The organism is Fictibacillus halophilus, assembly GCF_016401385.1.
Classification (GTDB): Bacteria; Bacillota; Bacilli; order Bacillales; family Fictibacillaceae; genus Fictibacillus; species Fictibacillus halophilus.
This window is the reverse complement of the sequence record NZ_JAEACF010000001.1, coordinates 191,452-209,113: the sequence shown is the minus strand read 5'-3', so window position 1 is coordinate 209,113 and position 17,662 is coordinate 191,452. Positions and strand designations below refer to the sequence as shown.

The following is a 17,662-nucleotide window of genomic DNA, read 5'->3' as shown; positions in this document are numbered from 1 at the left end:
CTTTTTATTTCTCGATCATTGGCAAATCTACGCCTTTTTCTTTTGCCGTTTCAATCGCTAAATCATAACCTGCATCAGCATGTCTCACGATTCCCATTCCAGGATCACTCGTTAGTACACGCTCAAGACGATGAGCAGCTTCTTCTGTTCCATCTGCTACAACGACCATTCCAGCATGAAGAGAATAACCCATACCAACACCACCGCCATGGTGCACAGATACCCAGCTTGCACCATTTACCGCATTGATCATCGCGTTTAAAATCGGCCAGTCTGAAACCGCATCACTGCCATCCAACATTCCTTCTGTTTCACGATTAGGCGATGCAACTGAACCACAATCCAAGTGGTCACGCCCGATGACGATTGGTGCTGACAATTCGCCGCTAGCTACCATTTCGTTAATAATTTTTCCAAACTTCGCACGTTCACCATACCCTAACCAACAGATGCGGGAAGGAAGACCTTGAAACTGTACTTTGTCTTGAGCCATCTTGATCCATTTGCAGAGGTGCTCGTTATCACTAAACTCTCGTAATATCACTTCATCTGTTTTTCTGATATCTTCTGGATCTCCCGATAACGCTACCCATCTAAAAGGCCCTTTTCCTTCACAGAACAGCGGTCGAATAAACGCTGGAACGAACCCAGGGAAATCGAAAGCGTTTGTAACTCCTTCATCAAGCGCAACTTGTCTGATGTTATTTCCATAATCAAATACAACGGAACCCTTCTTTTGCATCTCAAGCATAGCCTGAACGTGAATCGCCATTGATTGCTTCGATTTTTCGATATATTGCTCAGGATGACGTTTACGAAGTTCTGCTCCTTCTTCCATAGAGAAACCTACTGGTAAATACCCATGCAGCGGGTCATGTGCAGATGTCTGATCCGTAACAAGATCCGGAATCTCTCCCATCTCAATCATCTTTGGTAAAAGCTCAGCAGCGTTTCCTAAAAGACCGATTGATAGTGGCTCACCTTTTGCCGCGTATTCTTTTGCCATGCTTAATGCTTCGTCTAAACTCGTTGTCATTTTATCTAAGTATCTCGTGTCTAAGCGGCGTTGGATTCTTGTTTCGTCTACATCGATCGCTATCACAACACCATCATTCATCGTTACTGCTAGAGGTTGTGCCCCACCCATACCTCCAAGACCTGCTGTGAGTGTAATCGTTCCTTTTAGTGATCCGTTAAAATGTTTGCGAGCAGCTTCTGCAAACGTCTCGTAAGTACCTTGTAGGATGCCTTGTGTGCCGATATAGATCCAGCTTCCTGCTGTCATCTGGCCGTACATCATCAGTCCTCTTTTTTCAAGATCACGGAATGTATCCCAATTTGCCCATGCAGGAACAAGGTTGGAGTTCGCAAGTAAAACACGTGGAGCATCTCTGTGTGATTTAAATACAGCGACTGGCTTTCCAGATTGCACAAGAAGAGTTTCGTCATTCTCTAAACGCTCTAATGTTTCTATGATCTTATGATAAGAATCCCAGTTGCGGGCAGCTTTGCCGATACCACCATAAACGACTAGTTCATCGGGATTCTCCGCCACTTCCCCATCTAAGTTGTTCATCAGCATTCGGATAGCCGCTTCTTGAACCCACCCTTTTGCTGATAATTTTGTACCTCTAGCAGCTGATATAGAATGTTTTACGTTTGACATGTAAAAATACCTCCTTTTAATGTGCTAACTTTTGAATTTTTGATCCGATTAAGATGTCATTCCACGATGTATCAAGAATCCATGAAGCAACAGCTTCCATATCTCGGTGGAACATGCGGTCACATTGTATCGTTGGACAAACGATTCTTCCTTGTTCATATACTTTTCTTGTTTTTGGTGCGAGCTTTTCAGGTCCGCGGAAATCTGCAGCCTGCATCGCACAGATTAACTCAACAGCAAGTACACGCCTTGCATTTGCGATTATTTGAGCCGCATGCCTAGAAGCGATCGTTCCCATACTTACATGATCTTCTTGATTGGCAGATGAAGGTATCGAATCAACACTTGCAGGATGAGCCAATGTTTTGTTTTCTGAAACAAGTGATGCTGCTGCATATTGCATGATCATCGCACCAGACTCAAGCCCTGGATTCGGACTTAAGAAACCTGGTAAGTCACTTAATTGAGGATTGACCATCCGTTCGATCCTTCGCTCAGAAATATTTGCCCATTCTGCTGCTGCAAGCTTTAAGAAATCCATAGCAAAAGCGATAGGCTGACCATGAAAATTTCCACCTGATATGATTTTGTTTCCTCCATCAAAAATCAGTGGGTTATCCGTTGCAGCATTCATTTCGATCTCAAGCTTTTCTTTTACATAACCAAGAACTTGCCACGAGGCACCATGAACTTGAGGGATGCACCTTAAGGAGTAAGCATCCTGAACCCGGATCTCTCCTTGTTTCGTTGTAAGCTGGCTGCCTTCTAAATATTCTCTTAAACGCTTTGCAACATCTACCTGCTCTTGATAACCTCGAGCAAGATGTACGTCCTCATCAAACGCATCTGTTATACCTCGTAAACTTTCTGTGGTAAGCGCTGCAATCGCATCTGCCATGAGTCCAATACGTTCCGCTTCTATATAGGCAGCAATTCCTTGTGCTGTCATGGCTTGCGTTCCATTTATCAGGGCAAGCCCTTCTTTAGCGGTTAGGACAACAGGCTCAATGCCCGCTCTCTTGAGAACTTCTTGGCCAGGCATACGTTCCCCTTTGTAATACGCCTCTCCCTCGCCAACTAATACAAGTGCCAAGTGAGAAAGCGGCGCAAGATCTCCACTCGCGCCAAGTGATCCTTGCTGCGGAACAACAGGGTGTACACTCTTTTCGACCAACTCTAGCAGCCTTTCAATCACTACTGGTCGGATCCCAGATAAACCTTTTAATAACGCGTTCGCCCGCAAGATAAGCATTAGGCGAGAGATCGTCTCTGGAAATGGATCTCCTATGCCGCACGCATGACTGCGGATTAGATTGATCTGAAGCGTTTCTACATCGTCTCTAGAAATAAAAACATCGCTGAATTTTCCGAAGCCCGTAGTGATTCCGTATACGACTTTACCTGCAGCTACGATCTCCTCAACCGCTTTCCGACTATCTGCTACTTTCTTCATGCTAAGCGGGCAAGCTTCTACGGGTTCGTTATCATGCAGAATCCGCTTGATCTCTTCCATGGAAAGCGTATTACCTGTTAATGTAATCATCTTCATCCCTCATTTACTAAGACTGTTTTTATTATCGATTTTTATAGACTCGCGGATATACGTTAAAAACTTGCGGAATTACCTCTGAAACTCGCGGGATTATAGTCAAAACTCGCGGTATTAACTCTAAATCTCGCGGGATTATTGCTTATTTTCATTCTTTCGCTAATTGAGTATCCTCTATTTGCCTAAGCTCTGACTCGTCTGATGCCGAATTAATCGTAAAATTCGGGAAAGCGAGCACCTGGAACGGAAATCAACCACTTTCAGGACATCAGATGTCGCTTTCTCACATACAAAAAGAGCGCACCCGAAAGAAAACTCTTTCGAATACGCCCCCTCATCACTAGTTACTATGGGCACTATTTAAATATGATTGATTCCTAGACCGACCGCCTCATGCTCCAACCCTTTTACAGGAGCACCGATCGTTCCATAGAGAGCGACTGCTATCCAGTCACCTTCTTCTTTCTTCTCATACGGATTACCGCGGACAACAATGAAACGTAAACCTACAGTTCTAAGAACGGTTCCAAGCTGAACCTGTCCTCTTGTCACGCCATGAAAAGCTTCCATGATGGCATGATATAAAGAATGTGTTTCACGATAAATTCTGCTTTGAATCACATTTTCACTTTTGGCCGCTGTCTCAATGGCAGCTACTACCTTTTGTGAATCCATGGAACCGGCTTTGCCTACGCAAAACTTCCAGCCCAATTTTTCAATTTCAGGCAGATAACTTTCATCTAAAACCCCTAACATGGCCATCTTTCCGATCAAACGTTCATTTGATAATGCCATTACATGAATCACTCTTTCTCTAACGGCTAGTAACTATCTATAGTGTATGCGTTTACAATTTGTCCGTCAATTCCCTTTCAACAACTTATCACAGCAGTTTAGTAAAGAAAATGACACGTATAATCTATCAAACTAGCGGTAAGAATGATAGTAAGAAATATAACGGAATGAGGGTTGTTACATGTTAAACGTACAAAAAGAAATTGCACTTGCTTCAATGTCACGCACTCCACAGTTTGAGGAAGATGTGAATGACTTTTTTATCGCTTATGACAAAGGACATAATCCCTTACTGCTCTTACCTACAACTAGAGGTTTTCTTCCAGAAGGACAGGTATATGCGATCGCATTTATAAAAAAGGAAAACAATTCTTATCAATTTACTCTTTCAGATAAAATTATGCCTTTTTCGATGGATGAAGCAACACTCATTCATGATCAGCTCGGATTTTTCTTCGGACCTGAAAACAATATGCTTTCCAGCTTTTTTAAAGGTGATACGTATGGCGCTTATGTTGTTTGGACAAAGCATATGGTCACCCAATTGATCAACGAGACTCTTCAAAATTGGCATAACACATCAGATGATTCTCAGCGTGAAAAACATAAAACGCGTCTCACTATGCTTCTTCAAGCTTAAGAAAAAATTAAAAACTGACTGCTTATTCCTTTGAGATTTAGGAAATGAACAGTCAGTTTTTTTATTTGTGATGCATCATGTAGTAGGTGATGCCTGTTCTTTATTATTTTTCTTAAAACGTTTTTTAATGAAAGTCATAACAAATAGAAGTGGAATATAACTAATAGCTAAATAAAAACCGATCTTGTTCGTGTAGTTATTTAGCATGTTAATTTTGAGTCGAGTGTCTAGATAGTAACAAGCAGCCAATGTGATTGCTAACAATATGATGAGCGTGATATGTTGTCTAATATTCAACATCAGTTTCCCTATACGGCTCGAACACCATATCGCGAGTGTAATGTTTGGCAAGATCACAAGACACCACATTGAAACGAATACAAAATCAAATCGTTCCACGAATGAAACTTGAACGATCTTCACCATAGAGAGAGTTGCCCAAATATTTCTAGACAGTTGCTCTTGGCTAAAGAACGCAAACGAAAACAAAGTGACTAGCAAGTACATCATAAATGTAAATAGATTAGCATGATGGGCAAATTTTTGAGATCGTTTAGCGTTTTTAATAAATGGATAAAAAACAAGCAGCGTTTCAAAACCAAGATAACTAAGCATCATATTTTTAGTTGCCGACAAGTAATCCCTAATATTTTCATCAAATACAGGCAGAAGGTTAGAAAAATGAGTAAATTCCAATGGATACACGAGTAACACGATCAGACCTAACGGAATGACCACTCCTAAAAAACAGATTCCTGCAACCGTTCGAAAACCAGATGAAACGACATAATACGTTAATAAAAGGAATACAGCTGCAATTTTCCATGTACTTAAAGTCGGAAACATCCATACTTGAATAACTTCAATATATGTTCTTAACACAGTAATCGACCAGAGCAGAAAATATAAAAGTAAAAACAGGTTGAATAGATTTCCAATAAACCCGCCAAACAATGATTTATGTGTTGTCACGATATCCCCATCCCCGTTATCAAGCACATAATAGATCATCCATATGAGAATATGTACGAAAACGGCCGCTATGATAACTGATATCCAAGAATCATAGCCTGCGTATTTAGCAATGATGCGTTGATACCCAAGAACCCCTACCCCGACTTGTTCAGAATGGACGAGGAAAAAGACAAGAAAGGGAGAAACGAGAAAAGCTTCTTTAATTTTTTGCATGATGCGTGCTCTTCCTTTCTATAGACTAGCTATAAAATCTTGTTTTAGCTTTCCCTAGAGCAACGCAAATAACCCATAAATAACCAAAAAAGCTAATGCAGAATGAAGGAACTTCTCCTCACTGCATTAGCTTTCTTTTCTTTATCCGGTGAACACTTCACCGTCTGGATACCTAATATTATCTCTTGTTTGTTTTGCCAAACTAAACGCTAACGTCAGTGGCCCTAATTTACCGAAAACCATTACCACACAAATCACGATTTTCCCGATCACTGTGAGATCCGGGGTTAGCCCCATACTCAGTCCAACCGTACCAAACGCCGAAACAACTTCAAACACGATCACCATAAATGATGTATCTTTTTGAACAAAAGTGATTATAAACAATGCTGCAAATATAAACAATATTGAAATGGTTGTTATAGCAAGAGCTCTGTATACCACGGCGTTTCGGATTGTGCGTTTCATTACGACTGTATCTTCTTTCCCTTTCAAGAAAGCTGCTACGGTAAAGATGATTACAACAAAAGTTGTGAGCTTGATCCCCCCACCAGTGGATGTGCTCCCCGCTCCAACAAACATCAGGAGTATCATTAACAAAGACGTGCCCGGATTTATTGCTGTCATATCAATCGAGTTGAATCCTGCTGTTCTTGGTGAGATTCCTTGGAAATAGGAAGCCCAAAATTGCTCAGCTCCAGAGAGCATTCCGATCGTCTTAGGATTGTTGAACTCAAACAGATAGAAAAACAGAATCGCAACAATATTTATTATCAGGGTAGATAACAACATCACTCTTGAGTGCAAAGATAGAGTTTTCCACCTTTTACTGACCCATATATCCACTAAAACTGTAAAGCCAATCCCACCCGTAATAATCAGAAATGATATTACAATGTTCATCATCGGGTCCCCTACATAACCCATTAATCCGTCAGACCAAAGCGAGAATCCTGCATTGTTGTAGGCAGATATAACGTGAAATATACTATAGTAGATTCCTTTACTTACACCTAAGTCTGGTACTAGCCTTAATGACAGAAAGAAAATAGCAACGATTTGAATGCTTATAGAAAAAATAAAAAGATTACGAACCAATCTTATTACTCCACCAATTGATGGTTGGTTCAATGCTTCTTGCATTAAAACACGTTGTTTGATGGAGATTTTTCTTCCCATCATGATAACCACTAATGACGCAAAAGACATTACACCAAGTCCGCCTACTTGGATTAAAAATAAAATGACAACCTCACCAAATAGAGTAAACGTTGAGCCAGGATCAACTGTAGCCAAGCCTGTTACTGTTGCTGCTGAAGTTGCAATAAAAAAAGCATCTACCCAAGACAATGACTCTTCATGAGCAATGGGCAGTTTCAATAAACACATACCTACAAAAATTAGAAATAAGAATAACGTTGCTAAAAATTGTGGAGGACTTAGCTTAATTGGATTGTGCAAAAAACGTTTATGCTTTTTTACATGTAGTGCCAAGGCTTACACTTCCTCATCCTCAAAGCGATTTAGATCTTCGTTACGGCCGATCACGACAAGTATATCCCCATATTGAAGTGATACGTCAGCAATAGGTGAAACGAGTATCTCATCTCCACGTTTGATTGCGACAATATTACATCCATAACGTGCCCGAACATCAAGGTCTGTTAACGTCTTGTTAACAAGCTTATCCGTTACACCTATCTCTACAATACTGTGTTCATGCGAGAGCTCAATAAAATCAATAATCTTTTCAGAAGAAATGAGTTGAGCAACGCGAAGCGCCATATCACGCTCTGGGTGAATAATCCGGTCTGCTCCTAGCTTTTCCAACACTTTATGATGATAATCATTCTGTGCTTTAACCCATACCTTTTGAACACCTGCTTCTTTTAGAAGTAAAGTCGTTAAGATACTTGATTGAATGTCTTCTCCAATTGATACGATGACGTGGTTAAAATTTCGAATCCCTAAAGACTTCATGACGTTTTCATCGGTTGAGTTCGCTTGAACGGCTTGAGTAGCTATTGTTGCAAACTCGTTTACTCTTTCCATGTCTTTATCTATAGCTAAAACATCATATCCCATCGTGGCAAATTCTCTACAGATACTGCCTCCAAAACGTCCTAGCCCAATAACTGCAAACTGTTTTTTCATTATGGTCTCCCCTTAAAATCCATGAAGTTTTTGCTTCGTTGTTCTCTAGCCTTGCTGGATAAGAGGTTTACAAATTTAAGTAAAAAAACGCAAAAAAAGACCACACAAAAAAGCGGGTCCGGTTTTCCACCAAATTGACCTCTCCAGTGACATGACGCTTACGGGGTTAGCTGTCGGATTAGGGATTGGAGTATCCCTTTTTGCTAGTAGAGCAAAATTCACCCCAAAAGATTGGTTCCCCCGTTTTACAGTAGTTTCATCATAAAAACAACTGTAAATTCAGCGATCTAAAGCCTGCTAAATTTTGAATTACATATACTGTAATCCTCTATCTTTTAAATGTCAATCCATTTTTATAGGGTTAACAAATACTTTACATTTTACCTGAAAATTGAAGAATCAATACAACGATTCCAATCAACCAAACATAAATAGCAAACCCTTTTAACGTACCGGTTTGAAGAAGTCTAATCATCCACTTTACCGCCACATATCCAAATAGAGCTGACGCCAATGTACCCACTAATAAAGCTGAATAAGAGATAGGAGGATGTGCTCCAGCAAATAGATCTTTAGACTGCAATACTACTCCACCTGCAATGGATGGGATTGAAAGTAAAAAGGAGAAATATGCAGCAGCTTTTTTATCAATCTTACAGAAAAGAGCCGCTGCGATTGTGAGTCCTGAACGTGAAATAGCAGGAAGAATGGCTGCTCCCTGAAACGTGCCGATCACAAGTGCATCACGTATAGAGATATCCTCAATTCCTTTGTATCCATTCCGTTTATAAGAGTCAGCCCACCAAAGCAGAAAACCTGTGATTAAAAACTCCCACCCAACCGTGATTCCCGTTTTTGAGATCTCTTCAAAAAAATCTTTAAATGCCAGTCCTATTATAGCGGTCGGTATCGTACCAGCTATCAGCAGAATGCCCGTTTTGCTGAAGGGGCTTTTTATCACTTTTAGAATTTCTCTCCAATACACCGTCATCACGGCAATAAGTGTTCCGATATGAAGCATGCTATCCAAAAATAAACCGGCTTCCTCTAACTGAAACATTTGCCTGCCAAGAAGCAGGTGTCCTGTAGAACTTACAGGTAAAAATTCTGTTACCCCTTGCACAATGCCCAATATTAAGGCCTCGAGCCAATCCATAAAAAATCCCCCTCAACTTACACGGTCTCGTACAACCTATTCCTGAGGAGGATTTTCTATTCTTGTTTTTTTGTATCACAGTAGGAGCTTTACAGAACCCCTGAGAATAAACGAGCAAATGATTCTTTTGTACGTTCCCATAAACCTCTTTTGTAAAACTCAACGGGTTTAACTCTAACAGATTCGACCATGTCTTCTTCGTATTGTTCTACGAGATCACCGACAGATCCTGTATTTAGCAAGAACACGTTCACTTCAAAATTAAGATGAAAACTTCGCATATCCATATTAGCAGTACCGATCGAAGCTGTATCACCATCGATAATGATAACCTTTTGATGAAGAAATCCTTTTTTGTAGGAATAGATTTCTATTCCCGAACGCAGAAGTTCTGGGAAATAGGAACGCGTTGCATATTGTGTTAAAAAGCCATCATTGATTTCAGGAACTAATAATCGTACCTGAACTCCTTTTTTAGCAGCCACTCTTAAAGCTGTTCGAATCGCTTCATTAGGTACGAAGTATGGCGTTGCAATCCAGATTGATTTCTCTGCACATGAGATCAGCGAATAGAAAAGATCACTCATGATTCCTAGCTGGGTGTCTGGACCACTAGCAACAACATGAACGGTTCCGTCTCCTTCAGCAGGGTATGAGGTAGTAAGGTGATTATCTTCTAACAGATCTTCTCCACAAACATATTCCCAATCCATTAAAAAGATCGCATGAAGAACTTGAACACCTTCTCCTTCCATTACCATGTGAGTATCACGCCAGAAACCAATTTCAGGATCCTCTCCTAAATATTCGACACCTACATTCAATCCTCCAACAAATCCAACCTTACCATCTATAATGATAATCTTACGATGGTTTCTGAAATTGAGTTTTTGGTTAAAGAAGCCATATCGTACTGGTAAGAAAGCTTCAACTAAGATTCCTGCTTTTTTCATTCTGTCGATGTCATATTGCTGAAGAGAAAGACTTCCTATTCCATCATATAGGAACCTAACTTTTACACCTTCATTGGCTTTTCTAATTAACAGATCAATAATATCTTTACCAAGGCGATCTGAGCGGAAAATATAATACTGAATATGTATATACTCCTTGGCTTCTTCCAACCTCGCAAAAATTTCAGGGAATGTCTCTTGGCCATTCTTTAATATTTTTGAACTTGTTTTTCTGTTCAAACGCGTAAGGGTAATATGATGAGCGTGGGTTGCAAAGCACTGTTGATGCCTTTTTAAATCACTAAAATCAGGCTTTTCTTCCTGTTTAGATACTCTGATCCATTCGTCCCTGTCTTTCTTTCTTTTTGATTTAAAAAGATGACCTTTTAAATAAAGTTGGCCAGAATACAGATAGAACATATATCCGATAAATGGAAACAATATCAATACATAAATCCATAGAAGTGTATGTTGAGCTGTTCTGTTCTCGAGCATCAACGAATAGATCGTATACAGAATCACTGCGATGTAAAGGAGCCCAAATACTGTTTTGATGATTACATATCCTTCTGCAAAGAAAACGATGTATAAACAGACGAGTAACAATAGTGTGAGAAAAAATTCCCATATTCGTTTCATGCACGTGCTCCTTTTTACCAATCTTCTCTTTCTCTCTTTTATTCCCTTCCCTTTGTAATTAAAACAAGTGACTTCTCTCTTTTTATACCATTTTTTTATAGGATTTGCAGATATGACTGCTTATATGAAGTACGACGCGCAAATACATTGTGAGGAATTAAACGAGAGTGAATCCACGAGTTTTGACGCCCTATCCAAAAATTTGCAGCTCCAATCCAAAAATTTTGTTCATATATCCACAAGTCGACAATCTACGACAAGATGATTTGTTATTTAAACAAAAGACTCTAGAGGTTTATCGTTCCTCTAGAGTCTTTTTATACTAAATTATTCTTTTTTCGCTCCATTTTCTTTCCAATAGTACTCTGCAACTGCTTCAGCCACTGCTTCTGCACTTCTGTACAGCTCATCCATGTTGTTATCTACACCGCCAAACTCGATTAGGAGAGCGTGGTCAGAAAGGTCTTGATTATAAACACCATTTCCCTGTGTTTTGTTTTTTCCGATAACTCCACGGCTTAAGCCAGGGTATTTTTTATCTAAGATCGCATTGATCTCTTGCGCTGCTTTTTGGTTGTTTTCAAAATTAGGGTTCGCTTTACCGATAACGAACAAAGTACGTGCGTAAGACTTCCCATTAATTTCTGTAGTTGTAGACTTACCTCTCATCGAGTCTCGATGCAGGTCAAAAATCAAGTCAATATCTTGGTTGCTCGACATCGCACTTTGGACGAGTGTACGTGACATTGGGTAACTCTTACGGTAATCCGTGTTATTCTTTCTTAAAAGCTCCGTCATGTTAGTCATGTCAACGGTTGTACCAATTCCTCTCGCCTCTAATTCCTCTCCTAGCTTTTTCCCTACCATCGTGATGTTTACTTTAGAATGGATGGCATGGTCAGGGTTTGTTACACCTTTTAAATGTGGCAAGAATGATTCCCAACTGTGCGAATGATAGATATAAGCGATCTTCTTTCCGCTTGTTGTTTGACCTGGTGGTTTTTCTGAATCAGAAGGATCTGGATCTTCCAATCGCTCGATATCTTGAACTTCTGCTTCTTCACCACTTAGAAGGAGCTCCATAGGCGGCGGCGACTCGTACGCTAGGTTTGTGTAATCCGTTCCTTCCCCAGCAACAATGATCGTTGAATCATAGAGCGCAAATCCAGGAAGTTCGTTTCCCAACAGACTTCGAATATCTCCTGGCTTAATGCTTGTAGTTAGTTCAAACAAGACACTCGATAAAGCCGGCGGTTCACTCTCTTTTGGAAGCTCTTGCGTAAAATATCGATTTTCCCACCCTATAAAATAAACAAGTGCTTCACCAGAAAATTCCGTTAACCACTTATGCATGGTTGATGAACTCAATCGATATTTGTGCTCAAAGGATGTGATAAAACTAGTGGCAACGACGATAAATAGCATGGCTCCGGCAAGTAATAAAGGTAAACGCTTTATATTCAATTGCGGGGTGAACATGTATAGCCCTCCACTTCTTTTAACGTTTCTATCACATCCTATGCAGTGAAGAAATTAAATAGAATCGAATCTATGAAAAAATAATAGAGAACTATATTCGCTTGCTCACTGACCTTTTCATCTGGTTAGTTGATGAGTGAGGTTTTTTGAAAGAAATAAGGGTTATGTGCACAAAAAAAACCAGTTCCTCAACTGGTTTGTGATGTAAGGACGATCTCGTCTGAGTTTGAATGATTTCCGCTAGCAAGCTTTTCATAAATATCAATAAAAATACCTAATTCCTCAGTAGATAAATGATTTAGATAACTACTAATTGAATTTACTCTCTCATTTTCAGCCTCTCGTAAAATTTCGTGTCCTTCGTCAGTAATCTCTAAATAAACAATTCGACGATCTAGATCACTACGATAACGACTTACAAATCCACGCTTGTACAAACGATCCGCACCAACAGTTATCGCACTTGGTTTTACACCCATATAGTCAGCTAATTTTGAAACGGTCCATTTATTTCTAATACACAACGTCTTCAAAAGTACAAACTGTGTTTTCGTTAACTCCTTTTCAATAGCAATTTCCGGGTGTAAACGCTTTGACACAATGTAATGCACTTTCTCCAATCTCTCCACATAGGACTTCAAATCCTTATTCCCCATACTATGAACCTCCAGCCTCTAAGTTGTAATGCGAATATTATACTAACATTATACAAGAATTTTCATAACATTTGAACTATTATTTACAAATAATGTGTAAAAGTGTTGACGACTCGCATATAATTAAGATATATTACGTTCAAATATATTTGAACGTTTCAGGAGTGTTGAACATGAAGGAAATTTATCAGATACGTGAAGTTGAGCAGTTAAAGGTTATCTCTGACCCACTCCGGATCAAAATTCTATGGGAGATCTTAGATGATGCTAAGACTGGAAAGATATTATCAGACATTTTAGAAGTTCCCGCACCGAAGATTCATTACCATCTAAAAGAACTTGAACGTGTAGGTTTGATTAACGTTGAGAGAACCGAAGAAAAGAATGGCATTATACAAAAGTTCTACAGACCTGTTGCTCATTCATTTTCGATTGCCGAAATATTGCCTGATCAACGGCATGCCGTGAGAGATGAACTCTCAGATGCGCTAAAAGAAAATATATTAGTTTCACTCGAAAAAACAAAGTCTATGGTTCGTAAATTAGACCCTGAAGTACTAGCTTATTCAGATTCTCCTCTTAAATTTGGTTATAGACATGTAAAGCTTTCTTCGGATCAGGTCAAACTGCTTCATAACAAAGCAAAAGAAATATCAGACTTAATCTCAGAATTTAAAATGAATGAGAGTGACGATGGTGAGATCTATCACTACTTTATGCTCTCATTTCCATTGAAAGAGACACCTTATCCGGAAGAGGAGCTAGAATAAGATGGCTGAAACAATTGCTGTACACCAGAAAAGTAAAACAGAGTCCCTGTTCAGAAAGCGTTCCTTTTTATTCATATGGGCGATAACGATTTGTTCTTCTTTTTCAATCGCTATTTTTCAATTCTCACAGAGCTGGTACGTCGTAAAAACTTTAGACAAAGAAGCTTCACTTGGCATTGTATTTATTGCAGCCAACGTACCTCGTATTTTATTTATGGCTATTGGCGGGGTACTGGCAGATCGAATGAGTCGAACGAAGATTTTGTTCGTCGCTAACTTTTTAAGAACCTGTTTGTTAGTTGGCTTGTTGATCATGCTCGCAACAGGACATCTCTCCCTCCTGTCTTTTATTATTTTTGGTTTGTTTTTTGGAGCACTCGATGCATTCGTATGGCCAGCAAACGGATCTCTTCTACCTAATGTTGTCGACCAATCTCAATTAACACGTGCAAATTCAGTCATTCAGACCACCCAACAAAGCTCACTCATACTTGGACCAATGATAGGAGGCCTTCTTGTTGCAAGTAGTGGGGGATATATGCTCTCGTTCGGTGTGCCCGCTGTTATGCTGTTACTCGCTGCAATTCTTGCTTATTTGCTAAATGTCCCTGCTACCATAAGTTCAAGCACAGCAAAACCTGGCATGTGGCAATCTATAAAAGAAGGGATTGATGTAGTAAGACAATCTGCTTTTTTAAAGGCGCTCTTTCTTAGTACGATATTTCTTAATGTTTTCGTGATCGGGCCGTTGATGATGGGCTTGCCGATCTTCGTAAAAAAGGTGCTCGATGGAAGCGCACTTGACTTTAGCTTTATTGAAGGTGCTATGGCTCTAGGCATGCTCATTAGCTCCGTTATCATAGGTATATTAAACATTAAGAAAAGACGCGGTCTGATGGTAACAGTCTCTTTATTCGCCATGAATATATTCTTTTTCTTATTCAGTCAAAGTTCCTCCCTATATGCATGTATGTTGACTATTTTCTTGATTGGAATTACATTCCCCGCAACCAATATTCCACTCATTTCAGCGGTTCAGTCTTCCGTTGATAAGAACATGCTAGGAAGATTGATGGGTTTGCTTACTATGGCAAGTATGGGGCTCGCTCCTTTATCACTGGCAGCAACATCCATTCTCATCTCTTATGGCTTTTCTATTGAAAACATTATGTCTGGAGGGGCACTCTCTTTAATTGTTGTAAACCTTTTAATCATGTGGAAACTTCCTGCTTTAAGAAAAATGGAATAGGTGGTGTAAATGATGAAAGTATTACTTATTGGGGGCACTCGTTTTCTAGGAAGACATGTAGCAGATTCTTTTAACATCAATCAACATGAAGTAACTTTGTTTCATAGAGGTAAAACCGCAAAGGTGGGTATAACAGATAACGTTCATGAAATAATCGGAGACAGAGATATAGACTTATCCTTAATTGAGAATGGGTCATGGGACATTGTAGTTGATACGTGTGGTTATTTTCCAAAGCAAGTTCGCAAATCAGCTGAAGCACTTATGAGAAAAGGGACTTTCTACATTTTTGTTTCGTCTGTATCTGTTTATGAAGATCAGTCCGTTCGAAACATTACGGAGGACGCAAAAACTGCTGAACTTACTGATCCAAACACCACTGAGATTGGTGAACAGTATGGTTCCCTAAAAGCGGCATGTGAACGCGAGATTTTGGACGTATTCGGAGATAACGCTTTGATCGTTCGTCCGGGGTTGATTGTTGGACCTTATGATTACACGGATCGTTTCACTTATTGGCCAACTAGAGGTGTTCGAGGTGGAGAGATTCTAATTCCTGAGATGAAAGATCCGACCGTTCGATTCATTGATGTTCGTGATCTAGCGAATTGGATTGTACGAATGGCTGAAAATAAAGAGAATGGGATATATCAAGCCGTTGGTGGCGTGTATGATTTCAATGAAGTTGTGCAAAAATGTCTTCTTAGTCAAGTACAAACGACAATCGTACCTGTTACCGAATCATTCTTATTGAATGAAAACGTCGGTGAATGGGTGGAGTTACCACTCTGGATCTCAAGTGAAGATTATCGTGGACTAGATTATGCGGATGATACGAAAGCCATAAACAAAGGATTAATTTTCAGACCGATAGAAGAAACGATTAAAGATACTGCAGATTGGTCTTTAAGCCGAAACTTAAATCCAGATGATTGGAAAGCAGGATTACATCCTGATAAAGAAAAGATGCTTTTGAAAAAATGGCACGAAAGAGTAAAGTTGGGCTAAGGAGACATAATTTCTTCTCTATATCCAAAAATACATGAATGCCCATGGCACTTGTCCATACCATTTGTCTCTTCAGGACATATAGTATGATTGTGAGATACAAAATCTCTCCTGTTGGCAAGAGGCCGGCAGAGCAATTCCCTACCCCCCATTTCTTCATCATGCGTTCGGTTTTCTTTACCATAATCCTTTCTTAAGGATTATGGCTTTTTTTGTTTTGTAATAAAAGGGAGCTTCCGTTATAAACTCCCTCTTGAAACAAAAACCTTTTACCTTGGAAAACGCTTAGGATCATCATTAAAATGAATATATTTTTTTAGATGATCAGGCAGTTCACCTTTTTGAAACACGAATTGAATGTCAGCAAGCGGAATCTCCAAACGTGACAATGCCGGATATAAAGGTAGGATTTCTTTTGGTTCATATGTTTGCTGATAACTTGTGATGGCTTCATTTGTTTCTTTTTCAACCGTTTGACGATAAGCATGTATCTCTTGAATTTGTTTGACCATCATTAAGTACTCTGCTTTTAAACGCTCAAGCTGATGTATTTTCTTTTCCATGCTATTTTTTGCCGTGTCTAATTCTCTATCTCGTGAAGAATATACGGTTTTTAAATACTCAGATAATCGGTCATCACGGTTTTCTTTTAATTCATCCAGCTGTTCCATGGCGTTACGTTCTTTTTCCATAGCTAACAAGTATTTATTCTTTACTTCTGTTAGATCATCCATCGTGATTTTTGAGTTTCTTACACCGTAAGCATTTAATAACTCTTCATATTCATTTGAAGACCATTCTTTTTGTTTATGTAGTTGCTGCCACTTTTCTTGAGCGCGAGCAATATCGATATCGTATTCTTTTTTCATTTGCTTAAAATGGTTTAGTTCAGGATACATAACAATCTCCCTTCGAGTTTCAACATTAATAGTATTCGGGAGGGTTTTGGGTTTAACGTCTCGAATGATTAAACAACTGTTTAAATGGATTGATTGTTTAGGAAATCTGTGGGTTCTTTTTAGTAGTTGATTTCCGTTACAGTTGCTCGCTTTCTGCGGGGCAGGCGGTGAGCCACATTCGAACGTTTCACGTTTAAGTGTCTCACCTGCCCACCTGTCCCGCAGGAGTCTCGCACCCTACATTCCAATCAACTTTCAATGAAGCCTAAGAGAATTAACATCAACACCTTGTTAATAGAATTATCTATTAGAAAGAAGGATGGATTCATGAAGATTACTGCGATTAGACATTGTAAAGCGGAAGGTCAAGAATGTAATGCTCCTTTAACTGCTGAAGGAGAACAGCAAGCCAAAGAACTGACTGCCTTTTTAGAGGGTCAGCATTTTGATTGTGTGATCTCGAGTCCATTTAAAAGAGCCATTGATACCATTAAACCTTTTGCAGAGTTAAATGAGCAATCTGTAAAGATAGATGAACGATTAGCCGAACGGATTCTTTCTGCAGAAGATGATCCAAATTGGAGAGATAATCTAGAACGTACATATATAGAGGAACATTTAAAGTTTCCTGGTGGGGAGTCCACATTTGAAGCAAAGCAAAGAATTACTTCCTTCATAAATGACTTGCAAGCAAAATCCTATAAGTCTGTTCTGATCGTTACGCATGGAAATCTGCTTAGCTTGATGATTAATTTATACGATCCATCATTCGGCTTCAAAGAATGGGAGCTTCTCTCCAACCCTGATGCGTTTCTAATCGACGCTATTTCAAAAGATGTATCCAAGCTGTGGGTGTCTTAA

At 39.5% G+C, this 17,662-nt stretch carries 16 protein-coding genes and 1 riboswitch; of the genes, 5 read left to right on the top strand and 11 right to left on the bottom strand.

The genetic code is table 11. The features are described from left to right. Positions 1-4 precede the first annotated feature (4 nt). The 3 genes from hutU to hutP all read right to left on the bottom strand — a co-directional run bounded on the left by hutU (position 5) and on the right by hutP (position 4,010). On the bottom strand, positions 5-1,666 hold the full coding sequence (hutU, locus tag I5J82_RS01145) for a urocanate hydratase (RefSeq protein WP_198766293.1): 1,662 nt from the start codon (positions 1,664-1,666) through the stop codon (positions 5-7). Between the two features lie 16 nt (positions 1,667-1,682). After that, positions 1,683-3,209 (bottom strand): histidine ammonia-lyase, encoded by a 1,527-nt coding sequence (gene hutH, locus I5J82_RS01140; RefSeq protein ID WP_198766292.1) that lies wholly within the window; start codon positions 3,207-3,209, stop codon positions 1,683-1,685. Between the two features lie 366 nt (positions 3,210-3,575). Beyond that, positions 3,576-4,010 carry a histidine utilization transcription antiterminator HutP gene (gene hutP, locus I5J82_RS01135; protein WP_198766291.1) on the bottom strand — a complete coding sequence of 145 codons (435 nt, stop codon included), beginning with the start codon at positions 4,008-4,010 and terminating at the stop codon, positions 3,576-3,578. 181 nt (positions 4,011-4,191) lie between these two features. Here hutP and I5J82_RS01130 point away from each other — a divergent pair, with 181 nt between their 5' ends. Continuing rightward, the gene (locus I5J82_RS01130; RefSeq protein ID WP_198766290.1) at positions 4,192-4,650 is read left to right on the top strand and encodes a hypothetical protein; all 459 of its coding nucleotides are present in this window, start codon (positions 4,192-4,194) and stop codon (positions 4,648-4,650) included. A gap of 75 nt (positions 4,651-4,725) precedes the next feature. On the opposite strand, the gene I5J82_RS01125 is transcribed toward I5J82_RS01130, so the two are convergent. From I5J82_RS01125 to I5J82_RS01095, 7 genes are all read right to left on the bottom strand, one after another. Next, positions 4,726-5,838: a GerAB/ArcD/ProY family transporter gene (locus I5J82_RS01125; RefSeq protein WP_198766289.1), complete on the bottom strand. Its 1,113-nt coding sequence runs from the start codon at positions 5,836-5,838 to the stop codon at positions 4,726-4,728. Between the two features lie 141 nt (positions 5,839-5,979). Continuing rightward, a complete protein-coding gene (locus tag I5J82_RS01120) occupies positions 5,980-7,332 on the bottom strand; it encodes a TrkH family potassium uptake protein (protein WP_233096373.1) in 1,353 nt (450 codons plus the stop codon). A 3-nt stretch (positions 7,333-7,335) separates the two neighbouring features. Continuing rightward, positions 7,336-7,992 carry a potassium channel family protein gene (locus I5J82_RS01115; RefSeq protein WP_198766288.1) on the bottom strand — a complete coding sequence of 219 codons (657 nt, stop codon included), beginning with the start codon at positions 7,990-7,992 and terminating at the stop codon, positions 7,336-7,338. A 139-nt stretch (positions 7,993-8,131) separates the two neighbouring features. Further along, positions 8,132-8,287: riboswitch (cyclic di-AMP (ydaO/yuaA leader) on the bottom strand. Between the two features lie 78 nt (positions 8,288-8,365). Continuing rightward, entirely contained in the window at positions 8,366-9,148 is a 783-nt protein-coding gene (locus I5J82_RS01110; protein ID WP_198766287.1) for an undecaprenyl-diphosphate phosphatase, read from the bottom strand. Between the two features lie 89 nt (positions 9,149-9,237). Next, positions 9,238-10,740 (bottom strand): cardiolipin synthase, encoded by a 1,503-nt coding sequence (gene cls, locus I5J82_RS01105; protein ID WP_198766286.1) that lies wholly within the window; start codon positions 10,738-10,740, stop codon positions 9,238-9,240. A 327-nt stretch (positions 10,741-11,067) separates the two neighbouring features. Then, on the bottom strand, positions 11,068-12,219 hold the full coding sequence (spoIIP, locus tag I5J82_RS01100) for a stage II sporulation protein P (protein ID WP_198766285.1): 1,152 nt from the start codon (positions 12,217-12,219) through the stop codon (positions 11,068-11,070). A 188-nt stretch (positions 12,220-12,407) separates the two neighbouring features. Then, entirely contained in the window at positions 12,408-12,875 is a 468-nt protein-coding gene (locus I5J82_RS01095) for a MarR family winged helix-turn-helix transcriptional regulator (protein WP_198766284.1), read from the bottom strand. 173 nt (positions 12,876-13,048) lie between these two features. On the opposite strand from I5J82_RS01095, the gene I5J82_RS01090 reads away from it, so the two are divergent. From I5J82_RS01090 to I5J82_RS01080, 3 genes are read left to right on the top strand one after another with little or no spacing between them, the layout of a single operon-like run. Then, positions 13,049-13,645, top strand: a complete 597-nt coding sequence (locus I5J82_RS01090; protein ID WP_198766283.1) for an ArsR/SmtB family transcription factor — start codon at positions 13,049-13,051, stop codon at positions 13,643-13,645. A gap of 1 nt (position 13,646) precedes the next feature. Continuing rightward, positions 13,647-14,894, top strand: a complete 1,248-nt coding sequence (locus tag I5J82_RS01085; protein WP_198766282.1) for an MFS transporter — start codon at positions 13,647-13,649, stop codon at positions 14,892-14,894. A 12-nt stretch (positions 14,895-14,906) separates the two neighbouring features. Beyond that, positions 14,907-15,902, top strand: a complete 996-nt coding sequence (locus I5J82_RS01080) for an NAD-dependent epimerase/dehydratase family protein (protein ID WP_198766281.1) — start codon at positions 14,907-14,909, stop codon at positions 15,900-15,902. Between the two features lie 269 nt (positions 15,903-16,171). On the opposite strand, the gene I5J82_RS01075 is transcribed toward I5J82_RS01080, so the two are convergent. Beyond that, a complete protein-coding gene (locus tag I5J82_RS01075; RefSeq protein ID WP_198766280.1) occupies positions 16,172-16,801 on the bottom strand; it encodes a hypothetical protein in 630 nt (209 codons plus the stop codon). A 327-nt stretch (positions 16,802-17,128) separates the two neighbouring features. On the opposite strand from I5J82_RS01075, the gene I5J82_RS01070 reads away from it, so the two are divergent. Beyond that, positions 17,129-17,662: a histidine phosphatase family protein gene (locus I5J82_RS01070; RefSeq protein ID WP_198766279.1), complete on the top strand. Its 534-nt coding sequence runs from the start codon at positions 17,129-17,131 to the stop codon at positions 17,660-17,662.